Source organism: Pseudoalteromonas sp. MMG010 (assembly GCF_018100905.1).
GTDB lineage: Bacteria > Pseudomonadota > Gammaproteobacteria > Enterobacterales > Alteromonadaceae > Pseudoalteromonas.
Genome location: NZ_JAGJEG010000001.1, coordinates 555146 through 574191 on the forward strand (window position 1 = coordinate 555146; position 19046 = coordinate 574191).

15 protein-coding genes and 1 tRNA gene are annotated in these 19046 nt (G+C 37.8%); 3 read left to right on the top strand and 13 right to left on the bottom strand.

Going from position 1 to position 19046, the window contains the following annotated elements:
• Positions 1 to 4: 4 nt before the first annotated feature.
• From J8L70_RS02540 to J8L70_RS02590, 11 genes are all read right to left on the bottom strand, one after another.
• Positions 5 to 226, bottom strand: coding sequence for a hypothetical protein (locus J8L70_RS02540; RefSeq protein ID WP_211053899.1), 222 nt, complete (start codon positions 224 to 226; stop codon positions 5 to 7).
• 73 nt (positions 227 to 299) lie between these two features.
• A complete protein-coding gene (locus J8L70_RS02545; RefSeq protein WP_211053900.1) occupies positions 300 to 722 on the bottom strand; it encodes a GFA family protein in 423 nt (140 codons plus the stop codon).
• Positions 723 to 846: 124 nt separating this feature from the next.
• Positions 847 to 1095 (bottom strand): TIGR03643 family protein, encoded by a 249-nt coding sequence (locus J8L70_RS02550; RefSeq protein ID WP_211053901.1) that lies wholly within the window; start codon positions 1093 to 1095, stop codon positions 847 to 849.
• Positions 1096 to 1187: 92 nt separating this feature from the next.
• The gene (locus J8L70_RS02555) at positions 1188 to 1568 is read right to left on the bottom strand and encodes a VOC family protein (RefSeq protein WP_211053902.1); all 381 of its coding nucleotides are present in this window, start codon (positions 1566 to 1568) and stop codon (positions 1188 to 1190) included.
• Between the two features lie 70 nt (positions 1569 to 1638).
• The gene (locus J8L70_RS02560) at positions 1639 to 2631 is read right to left on the bottom strand and encodes a fatty acid desaturase (RefSeq protein ID WP_211053903.1); all 993 of its coding nucleotides are present in this window, start codon (positions 2629 to 2631) and stop codon (positions 1639 to 1641) included.
• Between the two features lie 214 nt (positions 2632 to 2845).
• Positions 2846 to 4000, bottom strand: coding sequence for a cytochrome-c peroxidase (locus tag J8L70_RS02565; RefSeq protein ID WP_211053904.1), 1155 nt, complete (start codon positions 3998 to 4000; stop codon positions 2846 to 2848).
• On the bottom strand, positions 3993 to 4562 hold the full coding sequence (locus J8L70_RS02570) for a PepSY-associated TM helix domain-containing protein (RefSeq protein WP_211053905.1): 570 nt from the start codon (positions 4560 to 4562) through the stop codon (positions 3993 to 3995). The genes J8L70_RS02565 and J8L70_RS02570 overlap by 8 nt, the downstream gene beginning before the upstream one ends.
• The gene (locus J8L70_RS02575) at positions 4555 to 5016 is read right to left on the bottom strand and encodes a DUF4920 domain-containing protein (RefSeq protein WP_211053906.1); all 462 of its coding nucleotides are present in this window, start codon (positions 5014 to 5016) and stop codon (positions 4555 to 4557) included. Before J8L70_RS02575 ends, J8L70_RS02570 begins: the two co-directional genes overlap by 8 nt.
• A 20-nt stretch (positions 5017 to 5036) precedes the next feature.
• Positions 5037 to 7769 carry a TonB-dependent receptor plug domain-containing protein gene (locus J8L70_RS02580; protein WP_211053907.1) on the bottom strand — a complete coding sequence of 911 codons (2733 nt, stop codon included), beginning with the start codon at positions 7767 to 7769 and terminating at the stop codon, positions 5037 to 5039.
• A gap of 123 nt (positions 7770 to 7892) precedes the next feature.
• Positions 7893 to 10649, bottom strand: a complete 2757-nt coding sequence (locus J8L70_RS02585) for a cadherin-like domain-containing protein (RefSeq protein WP_211053908.1) — start codon at positions 10647 to 10649, stop codon at positions 7893 to 7895.
• Between the two features lie 347 nt (positions 10650 to 10996).
• Complete coding sequence (locus tag J8L70_RS02590; protein ID WP_211053909.1) at positions 10997 to 13753, bottom strand: M16 family metallopeptidase; 2757 nt, start codon at positions 13751 to 13753, stop codon at positions 10997 to 10999.
• Positions 13754 to 14432: 679 nt separating this feature from the next.
• Here J8L70_RS02590 and J8L70_RS02595 point away from each other — a divergent pair.
• Complete coding sequence (locus J8L70_RS02595) at positions 14433 to 15233, top strand: SDR family NAD(P)-dependent oxidoreductase (RefSeq protein ID WP_211053910.1); 801 nt, start codon at positions 14433 to 14435, stop codon at positions 15231 to 15233.
• Positions 15234 to 15309: 76 nt separating this feature from the next.
• Here the strand turns inward: J8L70_RS02595 and J8L70_RS02600 are convergent, their stop codons facing one another.
• Complete coding sequence (locus J8L70_RS02600) at positions 15310 to 16203, bottom strand: LysR family transcriptional regulator (protein ID WP_211053911.1); 894 nt, start codon at positions 16201 to 16203, stop codon at positions 15310 to 15312.
• A gap of 130 nt (positions 16204 to 16333) precedes the next feature.
• Here J8L70_RS02600 and J8L70_RS02605 point away from each other — a divergent pair, with 130 nt between their 5' ends.
• Positions 16334 to 17323 carry a zinc-dependent alcohol dehydrogenase family protein gene (locus J8L70_RS02605; protein ID WP_211053912.1) on the top strand — a complete coding sequence of 330 codons (990 nt, stop codon included), beginning with the start codon at positions 16334 to 16336 and terminating at the stop codon, positions 17321 to 17323.
• Positions 17324 to 18130: 807 nt separating this feature from the next.
• On the opposite strand, the gene J8L70_RS02610 is transcribed toward J8L70_RS02605, so the two are convergent.
• Positions 18131 to 18215, bottom strand: a tRNA-Leu gene (locus J8L70_RS02610).
• A gap of 286 nt (positions 18216 to 18501) precedes the next feature.
• On the opposite strand from J8L70_RS02610, the gene J8L70_RS02615 reads away from it, so the two are divergent.
• The gene (locus J8L70_RS02615; RefSeq protein WP_211053913.1) at positions 18502 to 19002 is read left to right on the top strand and encodes an RDD family protein; all 501 of its coding nucleotides are present in this window, start codon (positions 18502 to 18504) and stop codon (positions 19000 to 19002) included.
• Positions 19003 to 19046: the final 44 nt, after the last annotated feature.

Here is a 19046-nt window from a genome sequence, read left to right on the forward strand (position 1 = left end):
ACAATTACGCTAAAAGCTGTTCAAACCATGCAAAAAAGCCTTTAGTTTGCTTTTTAGATGCCTGCTTTTTAGCATAATGTTTATTGGCTGCTTCACGTTGTTCTTTGCGCTCTTGCGCTAAATTTGCTTTAGCCGCAAAACGTAAACGCTGTTGTTGCGTTAATTCATTATCAAAGTTAATGGCAGACTTTTTTACTGCACGGCTACTTTTTGGTGAACTACACATAAAACCCTCCGTTTAATTATCTACTCAGTACAGTTAAATAAGTAGACACGAAAACACAGGGTTTTATTTCAAATTAGTTTGCAGGTGGTGTGGTTTCAAAGTTGTTCATCGTGTTTAATTCATTAAGCCATGATGCACTCGAACGACACCAAATTTGTGCTTTAGGTGTGAGTTGCTCACGCTCATGCACTGCCCCAATTCTTAATCCATAAATACGCTCAGCATCACTCCCTCCTACCGATGTAGCATACAATGAAGTACCGCAGTTACCGCAAAACCCTTGTGCACGCTTATTGCCGCTTTGCGCTGTTTTTATATACTCTTTAGGTAAAGTCGCATTAAAGGTGACCGCTCCTGGGTATGATAAAACCACAGTACGCAATGGGCCACTCGACATTTTTTGGCAATCAGTACAGTGGCAATTAATAACTTTATTTTCATCTACTTCTGCATGGTATGTTATATCGCCGCAGTAACAGCGTCCGGTTATTTTCATAAGTATTTTCCGAGTTAAATTTAGTGTGTTTTTCGTATTAAGTTATATACATAACCGATTATATTACTGTTTTGTAATAAAAAAAGACAGTAATGTTGCTCTTTAAAAACACCATTATGAAAGGTTACCTTGGCTTATACTGTGTTTTACAATGACTACGCATAATTTCAGGACTTCGTAATTGTAAGTGCTTGGTTTTACGCCCTGCATGGCGCTTACGCCATGTTTTAAATGCACCCGCTGATATATGCTTACGCATAAAGCAAACCAATGATGAATGGTTTAATCCATAAAGCTGCTCAATAGCTTCGTACGGAGTACGGTCTTCCCACGCCATTTCGATAATACGAGAAATATCTTCGCTACTTAACATGCATACCTCATTAGTCATATTTAAAAATGAGCTATACGATATACAAAGATAGGATGATCTATTTACACTAAATTTGTTTATAAAAAGCATGTTTACTCGTGCGTTATATTAACGCGCCAAGGGGGGTTAAGCCTGTTTTCGCCAGCATAATAAAGTTTAATTTTATTACCTGATGGGTCTTCTAACGAGGCTTCACTCCATAAGTAACGCTGCTTAGTTAGCGCAGTATTAAATTTAATCCCTTTGCTTTTAAGTGTATTTATCCAACTTTCTAGGTTATCGCTTTCGAAATAAAGGGTTGCGGCGTTATTAGCATATTCATCGGTTAATAATAATGAAAAACTCGCCCCATTTGGGCATTCAAAGCGCGAATAATGTTCTGTTTTAACAATTTGAGTAAAGCCCATTAGCAAATAAAATGCATTGGCTTTATCGATATCGACGACGGGTAAAGTGACTTGATTTAAGTTCATTGTAGCGACCTATTAAAATAAATAAGTCGCTACTGTAAAACCTCAACCATAGTTAAGGTCAATGGGTTTGTTAGGCTGGATATTTATTCGCATTTTTGAGGCTTTCAAAATCATTAAATCGCACCCCATGTTTTTTCATAATAGGGAGTACCTTTTTACTAAGCATTTGTCGTAAATAAAAAGGTTGATTAGGCACAAAGTGATGAATAGTGTGCGTATGACCAAAGTTAAAACAAAACAAATGAAAAGGCGCAAATAAACGACTTGTAATAACATGTGTTTGTTCAAGCATATTAGTAACACCACCGTAGTAATGCATACTTGAGGTAACAAAATTAAGCGAGCTTGATCGAATCACATTAGGCACAATAAGTACCACCATTAAAAACTCAAATACATTCATTATATCGAGTAATAAAACCGGTGCATTTGCACTAATCGGTGTAAACAAGTTAACAATATGAAAGATAATAACCGAATATAAAATAACAAAATGCACTGTAGCTAACGGAAAACCGGCGTTAAACACTTTTAAAAAGCTAAAGCCTTTTATTTCTTTACTAAAGCGTTTCGTGTTTATGGTTAACCCTAAAAGTCCATCAACAATAACTAACGCACGTAAAAATGGGTTTTTAATACCATTACCCACTAAACGCTCTTCTAAATCTTGTTGGGTACCCGATGTTTTATGATGATGCAAATGCATTTTGCGTCTAAACCATGGACTGACTGTATTTGGACGCATAACCCACACGCTAAGCATCATAAAGTTATGGAGCAACGGGTTATTGCTAAAATACTGTTTATGGATCAAATCATGCTCTAACTCATGTGAGATAGAAGTGGCAATCGCGGCCAAAATAATACACACCCAAGCAGGAATAATGGCTAAGTAATACAAGAGACCTAAACCAATTAGCGCACTTAATGAAATTAATAAAATAGCCATCCCCAAAGTATTTTGATGGGCTAATACTGGATATTTTTGGCGAAGTTTCAGCTCTTCGGCTTTAATTGCCCTAACTACGGCTTGAATATTTTCTTTGGCATTGAGCGTGTTCATAATTAATATCTACAAATCAAAGTTGTAAATATAATACCCGAATCAAGTTAAAGCTGCCAGCGCAGGGAATAATATCACCACCTTTTATCGTATTTTTCAGCTAGTTTTTAAGTACTCCACTGTGGCATATATTATTAATATTAGCGTATGCATGGTGGCTATATTTTGTACTCACTTACAAACAATGGGGTTAATAAAAGCGAGAGTTCATACTTCATTTCGCATTTAAAAATACATTGGCAGGCCCTCTGGCTGGCTTTGCCGTAATCGCATTTAAAAACTCGAGCAAAGCTGATATTTCTTCTTGCGTTAATGCAAGCGGCTTTATATGTGGCGATAACTGTGGTGATAATGGATCATTAGCATCGGGTTTTGTAAACCCGCCACCTACATTATATAAATTAACTATCCCCTGCATATCGACAAATAAACCATTATGCATCCAAGGCTTGCCATTCATTACACCGCGTAAACTTGGGGTTTTAAACTTACCTACATCTTGAGCTTTCGCGGTGACATTGTAACGGCCTAAATCTTGGTTTTTATGTTTATAAAAGGTCAGTCCAATATTATGAAATTTTTGATCGCTAAACATGGCACCCGAATGGCAATTGATACACCGCGCTTTGGTGCGAAATAAATGCAGCCCTAATAATGCAGAGTCTGACAATTTATTTTGATAAATATTTTTGGTGCGCGGATTTTGCTGTTTACTTGCAAGCATAAAATAATCAAAGTCACTTTTACGCGAAGTAATGGTGCGCTGAAACGTCGCTAACGCCATACCTATACGCTCAACCGTCACCTTTTCATCACCAAAAGCAGCCTTAAACTGCGCTTTATAGTCAGCTATATTTGCCAAACGCTGTTCAAGCTCTGGCAAAGTAAAGTTCATTTCCAGTGGGTCTTGAATTGGCATTAATGCTTGCGATTCGAGCGATAAAGCCCTGCCATCCCAAAAAAAATGTGAACTATAACCCACATTTTCGATTGACGGAGCATTACGTTTACCTTGTTGTCGGTTATGACCAAACGATTTTTTGCGCCCATCAGCCCATGCTAAATCGGGGTCATGACAGCTTGCACAAGCAATTTGCTCTGAGCGTGATAAGCGTCCGTCGTTAAACAGTTGTTGCCCTAATTTCATTTTGGCTTTTGTAAAAGGGTTACTGCTAGGGAACTTAACGCTATCGAGTAAGCCTAATTCACTATGCTCAACGCCTTCATCAAGCAAAGGTTTTGGCCAAAACTTGGGGTCTTGAGTATATATTTTTCGTAACTGCTTAATATCGAGATCACTGGCATATACCACGCTTACCCCATTCAAACACACCGACGCTAACAGTAATAAAATAAAGAAATTAAACATAAAAAATATACACCGTGGGGATCAACCCACCTACAATAACTAACCAGCCTCTTTTTAATCGCCAAGGACTGTATTTTCCTTTAACCATAAACAAAGCCGACAGGGCCAAAAAAATTAACATACCAGCATAGATATCAGAAAAAACAACCCAGCCTTTTTTCGCTTCGTTTAAATGCAAGGTATTAAATTGCTTAAATACCGCGCGCTCAGTAACACGTTCATATACTGCCGTTTGCCGTGAAAAATTAGCGGTTAACGTCCCGCCCTCGGCAAAAAATAGTTTGTATTGCTGCACCGACTCCCAATAGCTGGCCTTTATGGCCTCATTAAACTCAAACAAGGTACTAAGCTGCTCATTTAATTGCTCATCTGATAAAGTATTTTTAGCCTTAAAGGGTTTCTCTACACGCTCAATAATATAGTTCGGATTCCAATCTGCAATATGGTTTAACGCAATGCCCGAAACAGCAAAAACTAATGTTAAACCAATGCATAAATAACCAATATCGCGGTGTAATGTTCGGTTTAAACGAAACCAAAAATTAGCCGATTTTCTAGTCAAGAACTTTTACCCCAATCGGTGAAAGTTGATAAATAGACATACTCTCGGTTACATCAGTGCTGTCGAAAGCTTCACCTTTACGTTTTGCGATTTGTGCTTGATATTGCTTTGTTTGTTTTAAACTTAGTGCGATTTCTTGTAATTTCCCTGTAGCTAACGCTTCACGCCCTTTGGCATATAATGGAAATACCATATCGCCATCACGTACTTTTATGCGTAGTTTTTCAAATTTTGCATCAGAGGCAAGCTCCATCCAACAACCACGGTGGCTACATACTCCAACAATAGTGCCTTTAACGGTGACATTTTGATGTAGATACGCTTCTGGGTTGGCTAATATTGCCGATATTTTAACTTGTGAATCTGCGTTAACCGCTTTACCAAACGTTAATTCTTTTGCTTGTATGTTCAGTGCGCTAAGCCATAGCATGGTAATAAGTAGTAATTTTTTCATGTTTTATCCTGCGTTTTAAATTAATTAAATGAGTAAGTTAGGCCTAACCAAAATTGCCTACCGACCTCTATTCCGCTACTGTTTGCGTTAACGCTATAAGTTCTTGCGTCGAACAAGTTACTAATATCTGCACGAAATCGTAAACGGTGATTTTCGAAAAGCTCGGGTTGCCACGTGAGTCCCATATTAACCAGCACTCTTGATTGTATATAAACCTTTTGATAAGTCGGCACTAAAACAGCACTCGTCTGACATTCTGGGCACGCACTGCTCACTTGGTCTGTTTCGCTGTAGCCGCCTGTTAATTGGGCACTATCGTAACCTTGGCTGTAGTTACCAGTAAACGAAGTGGTTAAGTTGTCAAACCATTGCGTAGACCAGCCAAAACTGGCCATTAGTGGTCGTGCAAAATTTTCGTTGATCAGATCTAAATCGGCTTTAGAAATAAGATCTCCTTCGTACATAACTAACTCATCAAGGGGGACATTATCTGCAGAGGTATCATAGTCATCAACATTAGAGTAATTGTCGGTCACTGAGGTATTAAACCAAAATGAATGGTTTTTATATTGTGCATTCCAAGCAAAAGTATAACGTTCGCTATGACCATAACCGGCATTGTTTACTTGTATATATGAAAAACCGTCATTTTCTAACACAACATCTGATTCGCGCGCGAGTTGATCGTACTTATTACGTTTGACGTATTTTATCGAAAAATGACCAAAATGTTTTGTTGATTGTTTCCAGCCAATAACAAACTCATCATCATAAGGTGACTTTACATCCGTGTATCGGTATTTATAGTCGGCCACACCCGATGAGGTAAGCCAGCTTTGTAGATAGCTATCGCGAATAGGACGGTATTGAGTATATGAAGGTAATTGCTGTTCGCGCACCTTATAGGTTAATAAACCCGCATCGTAGTAACGGCTAGCGCCTAAAATAGCCATACTGTTACCATCATTAAACACGTCTATACCCAAAGAAAGTCTAGGTGAGAAATTTAAATTTTGAAAAAAGTCATCATATTCAGCTCGTACAGCTACGGTGGCGTTAACCCGACCCACTTCAATGGCATCTGAAAAAAACATGGCATATCGCATTAAATCAACCGCAATATGTTCTTGTGGTCTGACTATTCGTGACTGAAAATATTGCGGTGTAGTGGCCACATTATTTGAGTACGCTAAAATATGCTCGGGGTTATTGAGGTCTAATTCTCCCCCTAACTGCGTCTCTAATTGCGCTAATGGTTGATAGTAACTTAGCTCAATACAGTCAAGTGTGTAGCCACTGCAATTTAACGCTGTACCATCAAGTGCTGTGGAGTACTGTAACGCCGAATTATAGTAATAGCTGTCTTGATCTCTATCGCGTTTAATACTTTCATAATCAATATTTGTACCAAATTGAATGTCATGGGTACTGCCCATTAACTTATGGCTATCTAAGGTAAACTTGTTTTTCCAAGCAAAGCTGTCTTGGGTTTTATCAAGATCACCATCACCACCTTCAAGCGATACTGGCACTAAGTCTTCCGAGTTACCATCGGCGTATTGCCCCCACTCTTTTCCTTTAGCTTGAAGCCAAATGTAATAATGGGCCGGTGCTTCTCTAGAGTTTTCACTACGGCTAAAATTAAGCTTAGAATCCAGTCGTGCCCACGAAAAGTTATGCTTTATATTAAGTGCACTGCCAATGGCTCCACCATCAATAATGTAGTCGCTGTTTAGGGTGTCTTTTTTATAATTATGATTTTCATATGGCGCATAAATAAAAGACAGATCTAAATTATCAACCCACCCTTTTCTGTAACTGTATTTTATTAATGCATTGGTATTTCTACGTTCTTGCGTTTTTGTCTGTTGTAGCGATATATCTGAAATTACGCTTTCTAAATAACTCACATTGACTAACAAACCGTGTCGGTCATTAAACTTATGATTTAAGCTCATGTTGTAGTTATTTTTTTTAAAAATTGGCGGTTCTTCTTCAGCCAATTCGGTATCATTTTCACCTTCGTCTTCTGGGGTTATTGTATGATAACTCCCCCAATTACTTTGCGTACCGCGATAACCAAAAATAAACGAGGTTTTATCATCGTCGAATGGACTTTGTGTTTCAACTTCAACAACCCCACCAGAAAAATTACCATACTCTGCGGGGATATTGTTATCGTAAACACTAATAGAAGACACAATTTGATGATTTACATTCATCGTTTGCACTGCGCCTTCAATATCATTTGCCGAGCCACCTGTTGAAGCAGGGTCTTGACGAGAGTTATAGTTTAAACCATCAATATAAAACCCCGTTTGCCACGGTTTTCCTCCAGAAATAGAAATATCCTGCGCTTTTATTTCTTGTAAAGAGTCGATGGAATAAGCACTCTCTGATAGTTGAACACCTGGCAGTAAGGCAATTAACTCGTTAATATCGCCGTTCCCTTTTGGCGCATTTTCAATAAACTGTTTGTCTAAATAATAGCGGCCAATTACTTCGGGGGTTTCTAGCCCGATAAAACGCCCATATACTTCTATATGCTCTAATGCTTTTTCTTGCTCTAAACATGTTTGCATTGTTTTAGGGCTTTGCTCACTTTTTTCAATACGCTCAAGGCAGCGCATTAAATGAAGCTCAGTTGCAAAAAGCGTTTCGGCTAACTCGCTATAGTCTGTTGCCTGACCTTGTTGTGCCAAAGCAAAAGGTGAAGCAAGCGTAAGAAAAGTGGGAAACAAGATTCTATTCATTGGTGTTTTCTATCTAAATGAGTGCATTTCTAAAACATTAGAAATCATCTATAAATTGTATTATTCGATCGAATTGAGTTTGTTGCACTGCAAGCTAGCTTGCAGTGCAACAGTAACCGCAGGTTAGTCACCTAGTGGAGTATCGTCTTGTGTATCGACAATACCATCGTTATCACTATCTTCATCAAGGACTAGACCAGAGGCAGCAATATCATCATCGCTCACATCAAGCATAAAGAAGTTAGGGAAACCATCATGATCGGTATCAACCGATGCAATTGTACTGCCTGGGAAGTCATCGTAACTTGTATAGTACTGCGCAAAATTGGCATTTAATGCTAATTTATCTGCATCACCATTCACATCATGTGCTATAAGCTCAATGACTTTCGTTGTTTGACCACTATAAAAGTTAATTTTAACTAAATCTTCCATCATGTTTTGGATGTCATTGTCTGATAGTGTCAGCACTTTAGTGGTTAAGCTGGTTACACGGCTATTGATACTCTCTACTGCATTTTGGTAGAAGGTAACATAATCAGTAATATTTATTGCATTCGCTTTGACGCCGTAGATATAGCTATCGTAGCCTAAACTTGTATTTGAAACGGTGCCATTATTTAGTAGATAAAGTTCTAAATAACCTAATGCCGCCTCGATAAGGGTTGTATCATCCGTTGCAATAAGAGTATCAATGTTAGCTAGCGCTAGATCTAATACCGTTTTTGACTTTGTAAAAACAGCATATTTTAATAAGCTGTTTGCTAAGTCTAAATAGGCTTCAGTTTGCTCTTCTAAATCATCAAGAATAGCAATTTGCGTTAACATAACATCTGCAATTGCAGACACTTTCTCACTATCGCCAACAACCGCATAGGTATGAAGTAGATGATTTTGCGTTGAAATAATATCAGAAGTAGCAATACCCGAATCGACACCATAGTAATCATTTACTAAAGTTTCGCATACTTGAGCTTGCGCTTGTGCATCACCACCATAACTCATAGTTAATTCAGTAACACGAAAACAACCTGAGCGACCTGTTACATAAACGTCTGACCACTGTTGGTTTATATAGCTATCAGAAATAATTAAGTCACTCACTTTACCTAATATTTCAAGCGCACTACTTGTATAGCCTAAGTTAGCAAGTTGTATTGCTGCACCATCACCAGAATAACTTTCGATTAGTGTTTCAAATAGACCACGTAAGTAAAAATCGTCTGAATAGTATGTCGTTGCAGAAGCAACCCCTGCTTCTATGCCATTGCCTGCAATAACATCGCTTATAATCGTACTTGAGTAAAGGTTTTCGCGTGCGCTTGATTGATAAAAGCTACTGCCAAATTCATCCACTAATTTAATGGGAATATTAACTTCGGCAGTTGGATAATAACGTGCAAAAATACCTGACAGTTCACTAATAGCAAACATGTAAGACGTTCTATGATCTCGGGTAGCATCAACATATTCACCCAACTCATAAACATAATCTTCGTCGTAATTTACTTCGCCATACAAAGCGAGTAACTTAGCCATATATTCTTTTGTTTCTTCTTCTGCATCTATATTGTAAAAATGAGTAATCGCATAGCTCAAGTACACCCCTTTAATACGATCAGAAGGTTCATCGGTATAATTACCGCTCACGGTTTCAATTCGGTAGCCTGTTTGCTCTGCAAGTTCGGCAAAGTGTTGGATTGCCTCAACGGCAAGTTGATAGTTTTGCTCGGTTTTATCGCTTAAGTAAGTTGCTACAGCGATACTGGCATTTTCATCAAATGAAGTTAAAAAACTACCATAGGTTGAATCGTATTCTTCTTCTCTTATTGCATCGGCATAAAGCTTTAAGCTAGTTAATAAACGGTTGGCTTCGGTTGTTTGACCGGCTGCGAGGTAATCGCGGATCAAGCCTAAGAAAAAGCCTGCATCGCTTGAATTAATGTTATTTAGGCCTTTCTCACCTAGGTAAAGATTGTAGTTTTCTTCTGCAAGCTCTCTCAGCTCTAATGCTTTATCAAACAACTCTCGAGAATCAAGTGCTTCAGCAGATGCGTTATAGGCTTTTGCTTTACTGTACACATCTGAAATTTCATCTATGGTTGATTGGCCTGTTTCATCAAATCCTGAAAAATAATAGCTGGCAGCTAAATCAATATTTATCGTGTCTTGGGTTGCATCATCGGCAATATTTACTTTAATACTTTGCGCTTTAGCAATGTGCGATTTTTCTGAACTGTAATAATACGTAAGCTTATCTTGGTTAGTCACCATAGCGGCTTGCAGCGCTATAGTTGCTTCAATAGGTTGTTCGATAACCCCATCGGTATAACTTACAACAAATGATCCCGAAATAGCAGAAAGCTGCTCGGCTTGATAAGTCACTTCACCTGTAGAAGATAAAGTTAGGATACCGCTTTGCGGTGCTTCAACTAATGTAAAAACAATATCATCGCCATCTACATCAATAACATCGAGGGTTGCCACTGTTTGCGCAGAGGTGGTGACATTGATGGCAGTAGTAGAAAGCGTTGGTGCATCGTTGACAGCCGTTACAGTAAAGTTAACTGCTGCTTGGCTAGTTTGACTGCCATCTGATGCCTGTACGACAACACTGTCTGAGCCATTAAAGTCAGCATTTGGACTATACGAAAAACTACCATCGGCATTTAATGAAAACACACCATTTGAAGCAGCATTAACAACTGTATAACTTTTTGCATCGGTTGCACTTACTGAACCTTCCACTGCGGTGTCTTCTGAGGTAGAAAGCGAATAGCTAACCTGACTAAACTCAGGTGCAGAATTATCACTACCGCCTCCACAAGCGGTAAGAGTACTGGTGATAGCCAACGCTAATAAAGTCCGTGATGTTTTCATTTTGTATCCCTTAAGATAACTTTTAACTTTGTTTTTTTAATGGCTTGTCACTATACATTAATATTAATGATAATCAATATCAACAACATTAACATTTACACTTACTTTGAAATTATTGTGTTTTATATAAGCGTATTAATTTAAAAAGCGAAGAGATAGGAAATGAAAAACAATTTGATAATATTAATTATTTTTTAATTTTATTGGCTGTTTAAATTAAATCTATGCAAATTTAAACAGCCGAATAGCTTTTTTATCCTTTTTAATTTTAACCTAAGCTAGCAAAAGCATTACCCAAAAACTGTAAATACTTTGTAACAACAACGGGCATGCTTGGGTTACTGAAATTAAATAGTTTCTTGCAATTTTTGTTTAGGCTGTAATATAGCCTCGACTTTTGGCTCGGATGACAGTAATGCCTTTGCTAATATATTGAGCTCTTCTACTGAAACAGATTTCAGCCATGCTAAGTAGTGATCGGGCATCGGTTGGTATTCATTTAGTCGAGCAAATTGACTCATCCAACTGAGTTTTTGGCTATCTCGGATATTATCGACTTTTAAAGCGTTTTGTACTTGCTCTTTAACTGTGTTGAGTTCAATTTGTGTAAAGCCATTGTGTATTACATTTTGAATAACTTGCATGGCAATATGTTTCAACTCTTGCTCTCGTTCTGGTTGATGAGAATAACTCAGTGATGCAGAAAGCTGTTCGCGCGTGCGATCAACAGAAAAAGAAAACTGGGATGCATACACCCCTCCAGCCACTTCTCTTAGCTGCTCTCGCATACGAATATTAATTAATTTACCTACAATATTAGCGGCACGTTTTGTTTTAAGCTGATAAGGATAATCAATAAGCCAGAATAATTCTGTTGTCGCTTTAGGTTCTGTGCCCGCATGCACGATAACCGTATTTTTTTTAGGCGCTATTTTAGCTAATTGCAATTCGCCTTTAACTTCTCCTACTGGCAGATTGCCAACATACTTAGCCGCGGTACTAATAACCCATTGTGGATCTGCATTACCCACAATTAATAATTGATGTTTAGCCGAATGATTAAATACCTTTTGCCAAACAGGTAAAAGCATATCCGATGATATTTGCTCAACATCGCTTGTACTTAAAGGCTGTAATATAGAGTCGCGAGGATACAGTACAGCACTTAAAGCTTGCTGAAATTGACGTTGAGGGGATTTATGCTCCGCATTTAAACTTTTTAGTAATAAGGCTTTATTTGATTGCCAAATAGCATCATCAACACGAGGGGTTGTAATTTTTAAATAAAAGTTTTGCAACCAAGCTTCTAAAGAATCTTTTGTTGCGCTACCGGTTACTAAATGTTGTAACTGGCTTACCGTTGCCCCTAAATTAAAGTTTTTACCTGCATTTAATCGCTCTAATTGAAACACATTGAAATTAGCATACCCAAAACGCGCCATACTACTAACAGCAAGTTGTGCAATTCTTTGCTCTGACTTAGGTAAATGAGCTGTGCCTCCCAAGCCTTGCCAGCGGATCAATAAAGAGTCAGGTGTTTTATCACTAGGCTGAAACCACACTTCAACATCATTTTTTAGTGTCCATATATGATTTTCCCCTAGCATTTTATGGCTTATTACTTCGACATTTGGCAATTCTTTATTAAACAATGGTGCATCAACATTAACCTCCTCGCTTGGCGGTGGTGGTGTAGCGATAGCTTGCTGCCAAAATCCTTTAACCTGCTGCAAAGTAGGTAGCTTTTCTTTATTGTCAGATTTAACTTGGGCAATTACAGCAGCTGTTCGTTGTGATAATAAATTAGGGAGGTATTGGTTTACATCAGCTAAAGTAATTTCATTTAATAATCTTTGCGTTAAAGTCGCTTGATCTAAACGCGAAACAAATGGCGCATGATTTAATAGCTGATTATATAAAGTACTTAGCAAGGATTTATTGGTGATTGAAGCTAGGTTTTCGATTCGCGCTTGATAGCTTTTTTGCAACATTAGTTTTACAGAATCAAGCTCTGAAGCACTAAACCCATGTGCCACGTGACGACTAATTTCTGCAAACATTTCTTGTAACGCCTTGCTGTATTGCTCGTCTTTTAAAATAGCGAACATACGCGTATTACTATAACCTTGCGCTAAATCATATGCAGCAACCGACATTTTACTTATGTATAGCCCACCTGATTCGAAGTGCTGACGTAATCTGTCAGACATTAAATACACTGCAAGGTCAGATATCAGCTGCTGCTTAGCCCCTTCGATTGTTTCAACTACCGGTTGTTTAGCACGAAAGTTAATTGTCATTAGTTCAGTATTTAACTCGGGATCTGAAACAACGTTAAAACTCATCGAGTTTAATATAGGGATATCTGTATTTGGTTGAGGTGGCAATTTAACCGCTGGCATTTTATCGAAATATTTTTTAAGAGCGCTTACTATTTGCTGCTCATTTGTAGCACCCACAGCAATTAACACCATATTATTTGGATGATACCAATCTTGCCAAAAAGCTTTAATGCGCTGCGCATCAACATGACGAACTAATTCCATATCACCGATAGGTAAACGTTTAGAGTATCGGCTATTGGCTTTTGTTATTGCGCCTGTAGCAGTTGCTAAACGGTTACGTATGTTGAGATTTTTACGCCATTCTTCTTCAACAACAGGACGCTCTTTTTCTAATTCTTGTGGTTCAAAGGTAAGCGCACTCGCTTGTTGCGCTAACATATTAAAAGCTTCATCAAGTAACGCTGGGGTATTATTGGGTAAGTGTAAAAAGTAAGTGGTAGTATGAAAAGAGGTGGTCGCATTTACATCGCGCCCAAACACCATACCCAAAGACTCTTGACGTTCAATAATACTATTACCTGGGTACTGCTGCGTACCATTAAATGCCATGTGTTCAACTAAATGTGCAATACCTTGTTGATCGTCTTGCTCATGTAAAGATCCGGCCTTAACAACTAGCTGTAAAGAAATTTGATCAGCCGGTTTGTCATTTTCTAGTACAATATACTGCATACCATTAGCCAATGTACCTTGGCTAATATCTGCTCTCACAGGAAGCTTATCACTCACATGTTCGGTGTTACTTGGTGAAGAAAGCATACTACAAGCACAAGTAAGCATTATAAGAAATAAAAGAGACAGCTTTTTCATATTCATTAAAGTTTTAATCATTAAAAAAAGAGCAATCTAACCGAATAACAAAAAAATAACAATACAAATAAAAATCATTATTATTAGTGGCATTTAAAGTATTTACAATAATACTCACTGCTACTTAGCATTAGTCGTAAATAAAAAGATTAATTAGGCACAAAGTGATGAATAGTGTGCGTATGCATTAAAGTTAATGAGATAATCCCCGAACTACTTTACAGTCGCACTTGTTGCGTTATTTTTTTCGACGACTGAAATGAAATTAATCATGTTACAAAATACGTAAAAATCCCTCTTTACCTTCTTATTTATTATCAACTGAATACGGCAACTAAGCTAAGCAGCAATAAGTGATTTATTTTAACTTAATATTCACCCCGCGAGGTTCCTAACTATTATTAATAAAATATTAAAACTAATTTATTAATAAAATATTAAAACTAATTTATTAATAAGCAATATTATCAAAATAGATTGAACAAACTACACTCTACTCATCAAGTGAAACAATTCTACTTACTTTGGTGGCACCATTGTTTTAGTTTAATGCTTTAAAAGCACACGGCCCTTATTTTACAAATATATAAATTAAAATATTAAAAAATCAGTCACAGGAATTAAAACAATGAATAAAGTAATTTTAATTACGGGGTCTACCGACGGTATTGGTTTAGCGACCGCTAAGTCACTACTTGAGCTAGGGCATACTGTGTTATTGCATGGCAGAAGTGAGGCTAAATTAGCCTCAGCTAAACAACAACTCTCAGGCGTTGCTAACACAAATAAAATATATACTTATAAAGCCGACCTATCTGTTATGGCTGACGTTAAAGCGCTTGCAAGCGCAATAAAAGAAAATCATCAAACGTTAGATACATTAATTAACAATGCGGGTGTGTTTGTTGTACCTGAAAAGCTAACACCTAACGGCTTTGATGTGCGCTTTATGGTCAATACAATAGCTCCTTATTTACTGACTAAACTATTGCTTCCATTACTGAGAAACACCTCAAGGGTGATTAATTTATCTTCAGCTGCACAAGCTTCTGTTACGGGTGATGAAATCACTAAACCGAGTGTTTTATCTGATAGCGCCGTTTATGCAAAAAGTAAATTGGCGCTAACCATGTGGTCTCGCCAATTAGCACTGTTGATAGGTGATGATGGACCGATTATTATTGCGGTAAATCCAAAGTCATTCCTTGGTAGTAAAATGGTTGAACAAGCTTATGGTGTTGCCGGTGGTAATTTACAGCAAGGCGCTGATATTTTAGTACGCGCTACTTTATCCGACGAATTTGCTAACGCTTCTGGACTGTATTTTGATAATGATATTGGTCAGTTTACTGCACCACATCCAGATGCCGTTAACGCTGATAAAATTCAAAAAATCACTCAGGCTTTAGCCCTATTTACAGGCTTATAATATAAAGCATATCGGCATGTGCAAACTCATGCTACGTATGAATTAAGCAGATAAATGTACACAAGCGTGCGTTAAACTAACTTTCCCAATACGGTGTTTCGCCAAAGTAGTCTTTGAAGTATTCAATAAACGCACGTACTTTCGGGGCTAGTAGGCGAGAGCTTGGGTACACTGCCCAAATAGCGGTGTCAGTGGCTAAAGGGTAGTCTTTTAAAACTTCGACCAATTTTCCTGCCTTTATCGCCTCATAACCACACCAAGTAGATACCAACGTTAAGCCTATACCATCGATACACGCATCGCGTATTGATTCACCATTATCAATACGAATAGCTCCTTTGGGCTTTATTTTTACATCACCTTCTGGTGTTTTAAAAATCCACGTATCTATTCCAATCAGGTTAATGCACTCATGATTGAGTAAATCTTTGGGCGTATTCGGTGATCCATATTTTTTAATATAATTAGGAGAAGCACACACCATACGTTTATCACGAGCCAGCTTTCGCGCCACCAGAGTAGAATCATTTAATGACGCATTTCTGATCGCAATATCAAACCCGCCATCGACCATGTCGATAATACTATCGCTTTGGCTTAAATCAATTTTCAACTCGGGATACTTTTCAAGAAACCCTTTCATTGCTGGCACTATATGCATGCGGCCAAATGATGAAGGGGCCGTCACTCTAATTGTTCCTTGTGGTGTAAAGCTTCCAGCGCCAACTGCGGCTTTGGCTGCATCGACTGCATTTAATATCTCTTCAGCGTGCGGTAAAAACTCTTGTCCCTCTTGGGTTAAAGATACTTTTCGTGTGGTTCGGTGTATTAGTTTAACGCCTAGTGAATGTTCTAATTTATTAATATGCATGCTTGCAACAGGTGCAGAAAGCCCTAGTTCACTGCCCGCCATACTAATATTATGTGTCGTTGCAATTCTTACAAAAAGTTTTAAATGTTCATTATTCATTTTATAGCGCCATTATTAACAAAAAGTAAAAACTGATTAGCCTAATGACTATATTATCAAAGTTATTGTTTGTAAATATACTTAATCTACTAAACACATTAAGCCCAAAAACGATATTAAGGAGCTAACCATGAAAGCAATGACTATCAATGAATTTGGTGAAAGTAACGTATTTACAGTAGCGAACATCGATAAACCTTCAGTTAAAGCTGGCCATGTTGTAATAAAAGTAGCGGCATCAAGTGTTAATACCGTTGATACAATGATCAGATCAATGGGTGAAGCATTAGGGCCAATAACCCCCGCCTTGCCAGCCGTATTAGGGATGGACTTTGCAGGCACTATTGAAGAAGTTGGCGAAGGTGTAACAGGCTTTGCTGTTGGTGATGAAGTATATGGGTGTGCGGGTGGTTTAGCTGACTTACAAGGTGCTTTAGCAGAATTTATGCTTGTTGATGTGAAGTTAATTGCTCACAAACCCAAAAGTATTTCAATGCGTGAGGCTGCCGCCTTACCACTGGTGGGCATTACTGCGTACGAAGGTTTAATTCGTGCGGGGGTTAGCCAAGGCCAAAAAGTATTAGTACACGGAGGCTCAGGCGGTGTTGGTCATGTCGCACTACAATTAGCTAACTATTTTGGCGGGGATGTGTATTCAACTGGCGGCGGTGATGCTCAATCTGCTTTAATAGAGAAACTTGGCGCAACCGCAATTAATTACAAAACAGAGACAGTAGCCGATTATGTTGAAAAACATACCAAAGGGGCTGGTTTTGACGTGGTTTACGACTCTATTGGTGGGGCTAATCTTACTAATTCATTTGATGCTGCTGCGTTAAACGGCCACATAGCAACTACGGTTTCTATGGTAGAGCTAGATTTAACCACCGCTCACTTTAAAGGCTTATCGTTACATGTTGTGCTTATGCTCATTCCCATGCTGCATGATCATAAACGTGAGCAACACGGCGAAATACTTACTAAGCTAGCTGGCATTGTTGATGCGGGTAAATTAACGCCTGTGCTAGACGAAACTAATTTTAATTTTACCGATATAGCCAAAGCACACGACCGCCTTGCAAGTGGTCAGGCCGTTGGTAAAGTGGTTGTGTCTATCTAAAACCATTTAATTACCAACGTTAGAGAGTCAATACAGTGTGTATTAGGCTCTCTTTTTTATACCTAAACGTTATTTATACTAACTAACCTAATGTAATCGCTAATAGCTTCGAGTGATTATGACTTCTTTACAACACTACTATTAATTGCAATGTTTCATTGTTTTTAGCAAATAAAAAAAAGATAGCGACAATTGTAAAAATCACTATTCCTGCCATGTTAAGTCAATTTATTCCGCCAGTATCGGCCATGTTAGTGACTATTATTATCGTCAGTTACAGCAGCTTTGCTGTAAGCATATGGGGCTTAGCAAGTCGTAAATATATTTCCATTATTTTAATACTCGCCTTAACGATGCCATGACCGCCTATGGTCGAAAGTTACGGGGATGGTTGCATTGCCAGACATATTACTGTTAATAAAAACAGCGTTTGTTTTTTTGATGTTTTACCAATTTATCTAGGTGCTTATATTAACGGCCGAGTACAATACCAAGCGTTAATTATTGAATAATAAACTAGATAAGATTTTCATTAATAAAGGTAACCTAAAAGCCACGAACTTCTCTATTGTATAACGGTACACTTATATCTTGAGAGTTTCGATGATGAGCTATCTATAAACAACCAGTAAACTGTACTGACAATGTAATGCCACTTACACCCCATCAAAATAGCCCATAACATTGGGGTTTATCCTTATTAAAATATTCACAAAATAAGGTATTGGTTTAAAGTTTTATCGCGAATATTATCATTTTATTTCGGGCATAAAAAAACCCCAGCCAATTAGCTGGGGTTGTAAAAAGTGGTACCAGCGGGCGGACTCGAACCGCCACGCATTGCTGCAGGGGATTTTGAATCCCCCATGTCTACCAATTTCATCACGCTGGCATCATTTTTCTTTAACCTTCTAAAACAAGAGAAGATAAAGAAAAACCACTTTAGAGCTAGGACTTATCAACCTTGTCTTCGTCTCTATGGCAGCTATTATACAAACAATGTGGTTGGCGGCAAGTCTTTTATAGCAATAGCTTGGTCAACTGATTAACATTCAACCAACGATTCTGTTTCTTGTATTTTAATACTGTTAAAAATGTTTTACCTGATAGGTATAACGCTTAGTTTTTCGCTGTTTTTTTGATAAACTCACATGCATCTTAATCATTAGAGTTTATTTATGTCAGATGAGTTTCCACGTGCAGGTTTTTGGCGCCGTTTTGCATCACTTGTATATGATACGTTAGCTATAATTGCATTTGCTATGCTCAGTGTGGTGTTATATTTATTTGCAGTGCAGGGGCTTATTTCTATTGATGTTATTAGTCTAAATGGTGCAGAAGATGTCTCTGCACTAATTCAAAACTCAATTATATTATCAAGTATTCGTACATGTCTTTTAGTGGTGGTTTCGCTCTCATTTTTTGCTTATTTTTGGACTAAAAGTGGACAAACAATTGGCATGCGAGCTTGGCGTTTAAAAGTACAAACCCTTGATGGCAATCTTATTAGTTGGCGACAATCGGTTATACGCAGTGTAAGTGCATTGCTTGGGATGGGTAATTTAATTGTTTTATGCGATTTTAAAAACCATAAAGCATTACAAGATTACATATCTAAAACCGAAGTCATCACTTTAACAAAAGAAGAAAATAAACGTATTTACCGAGAGCTTGATTAAAAATTTAATCGACAATACTTTATACACAAAAAACGTGACCATTT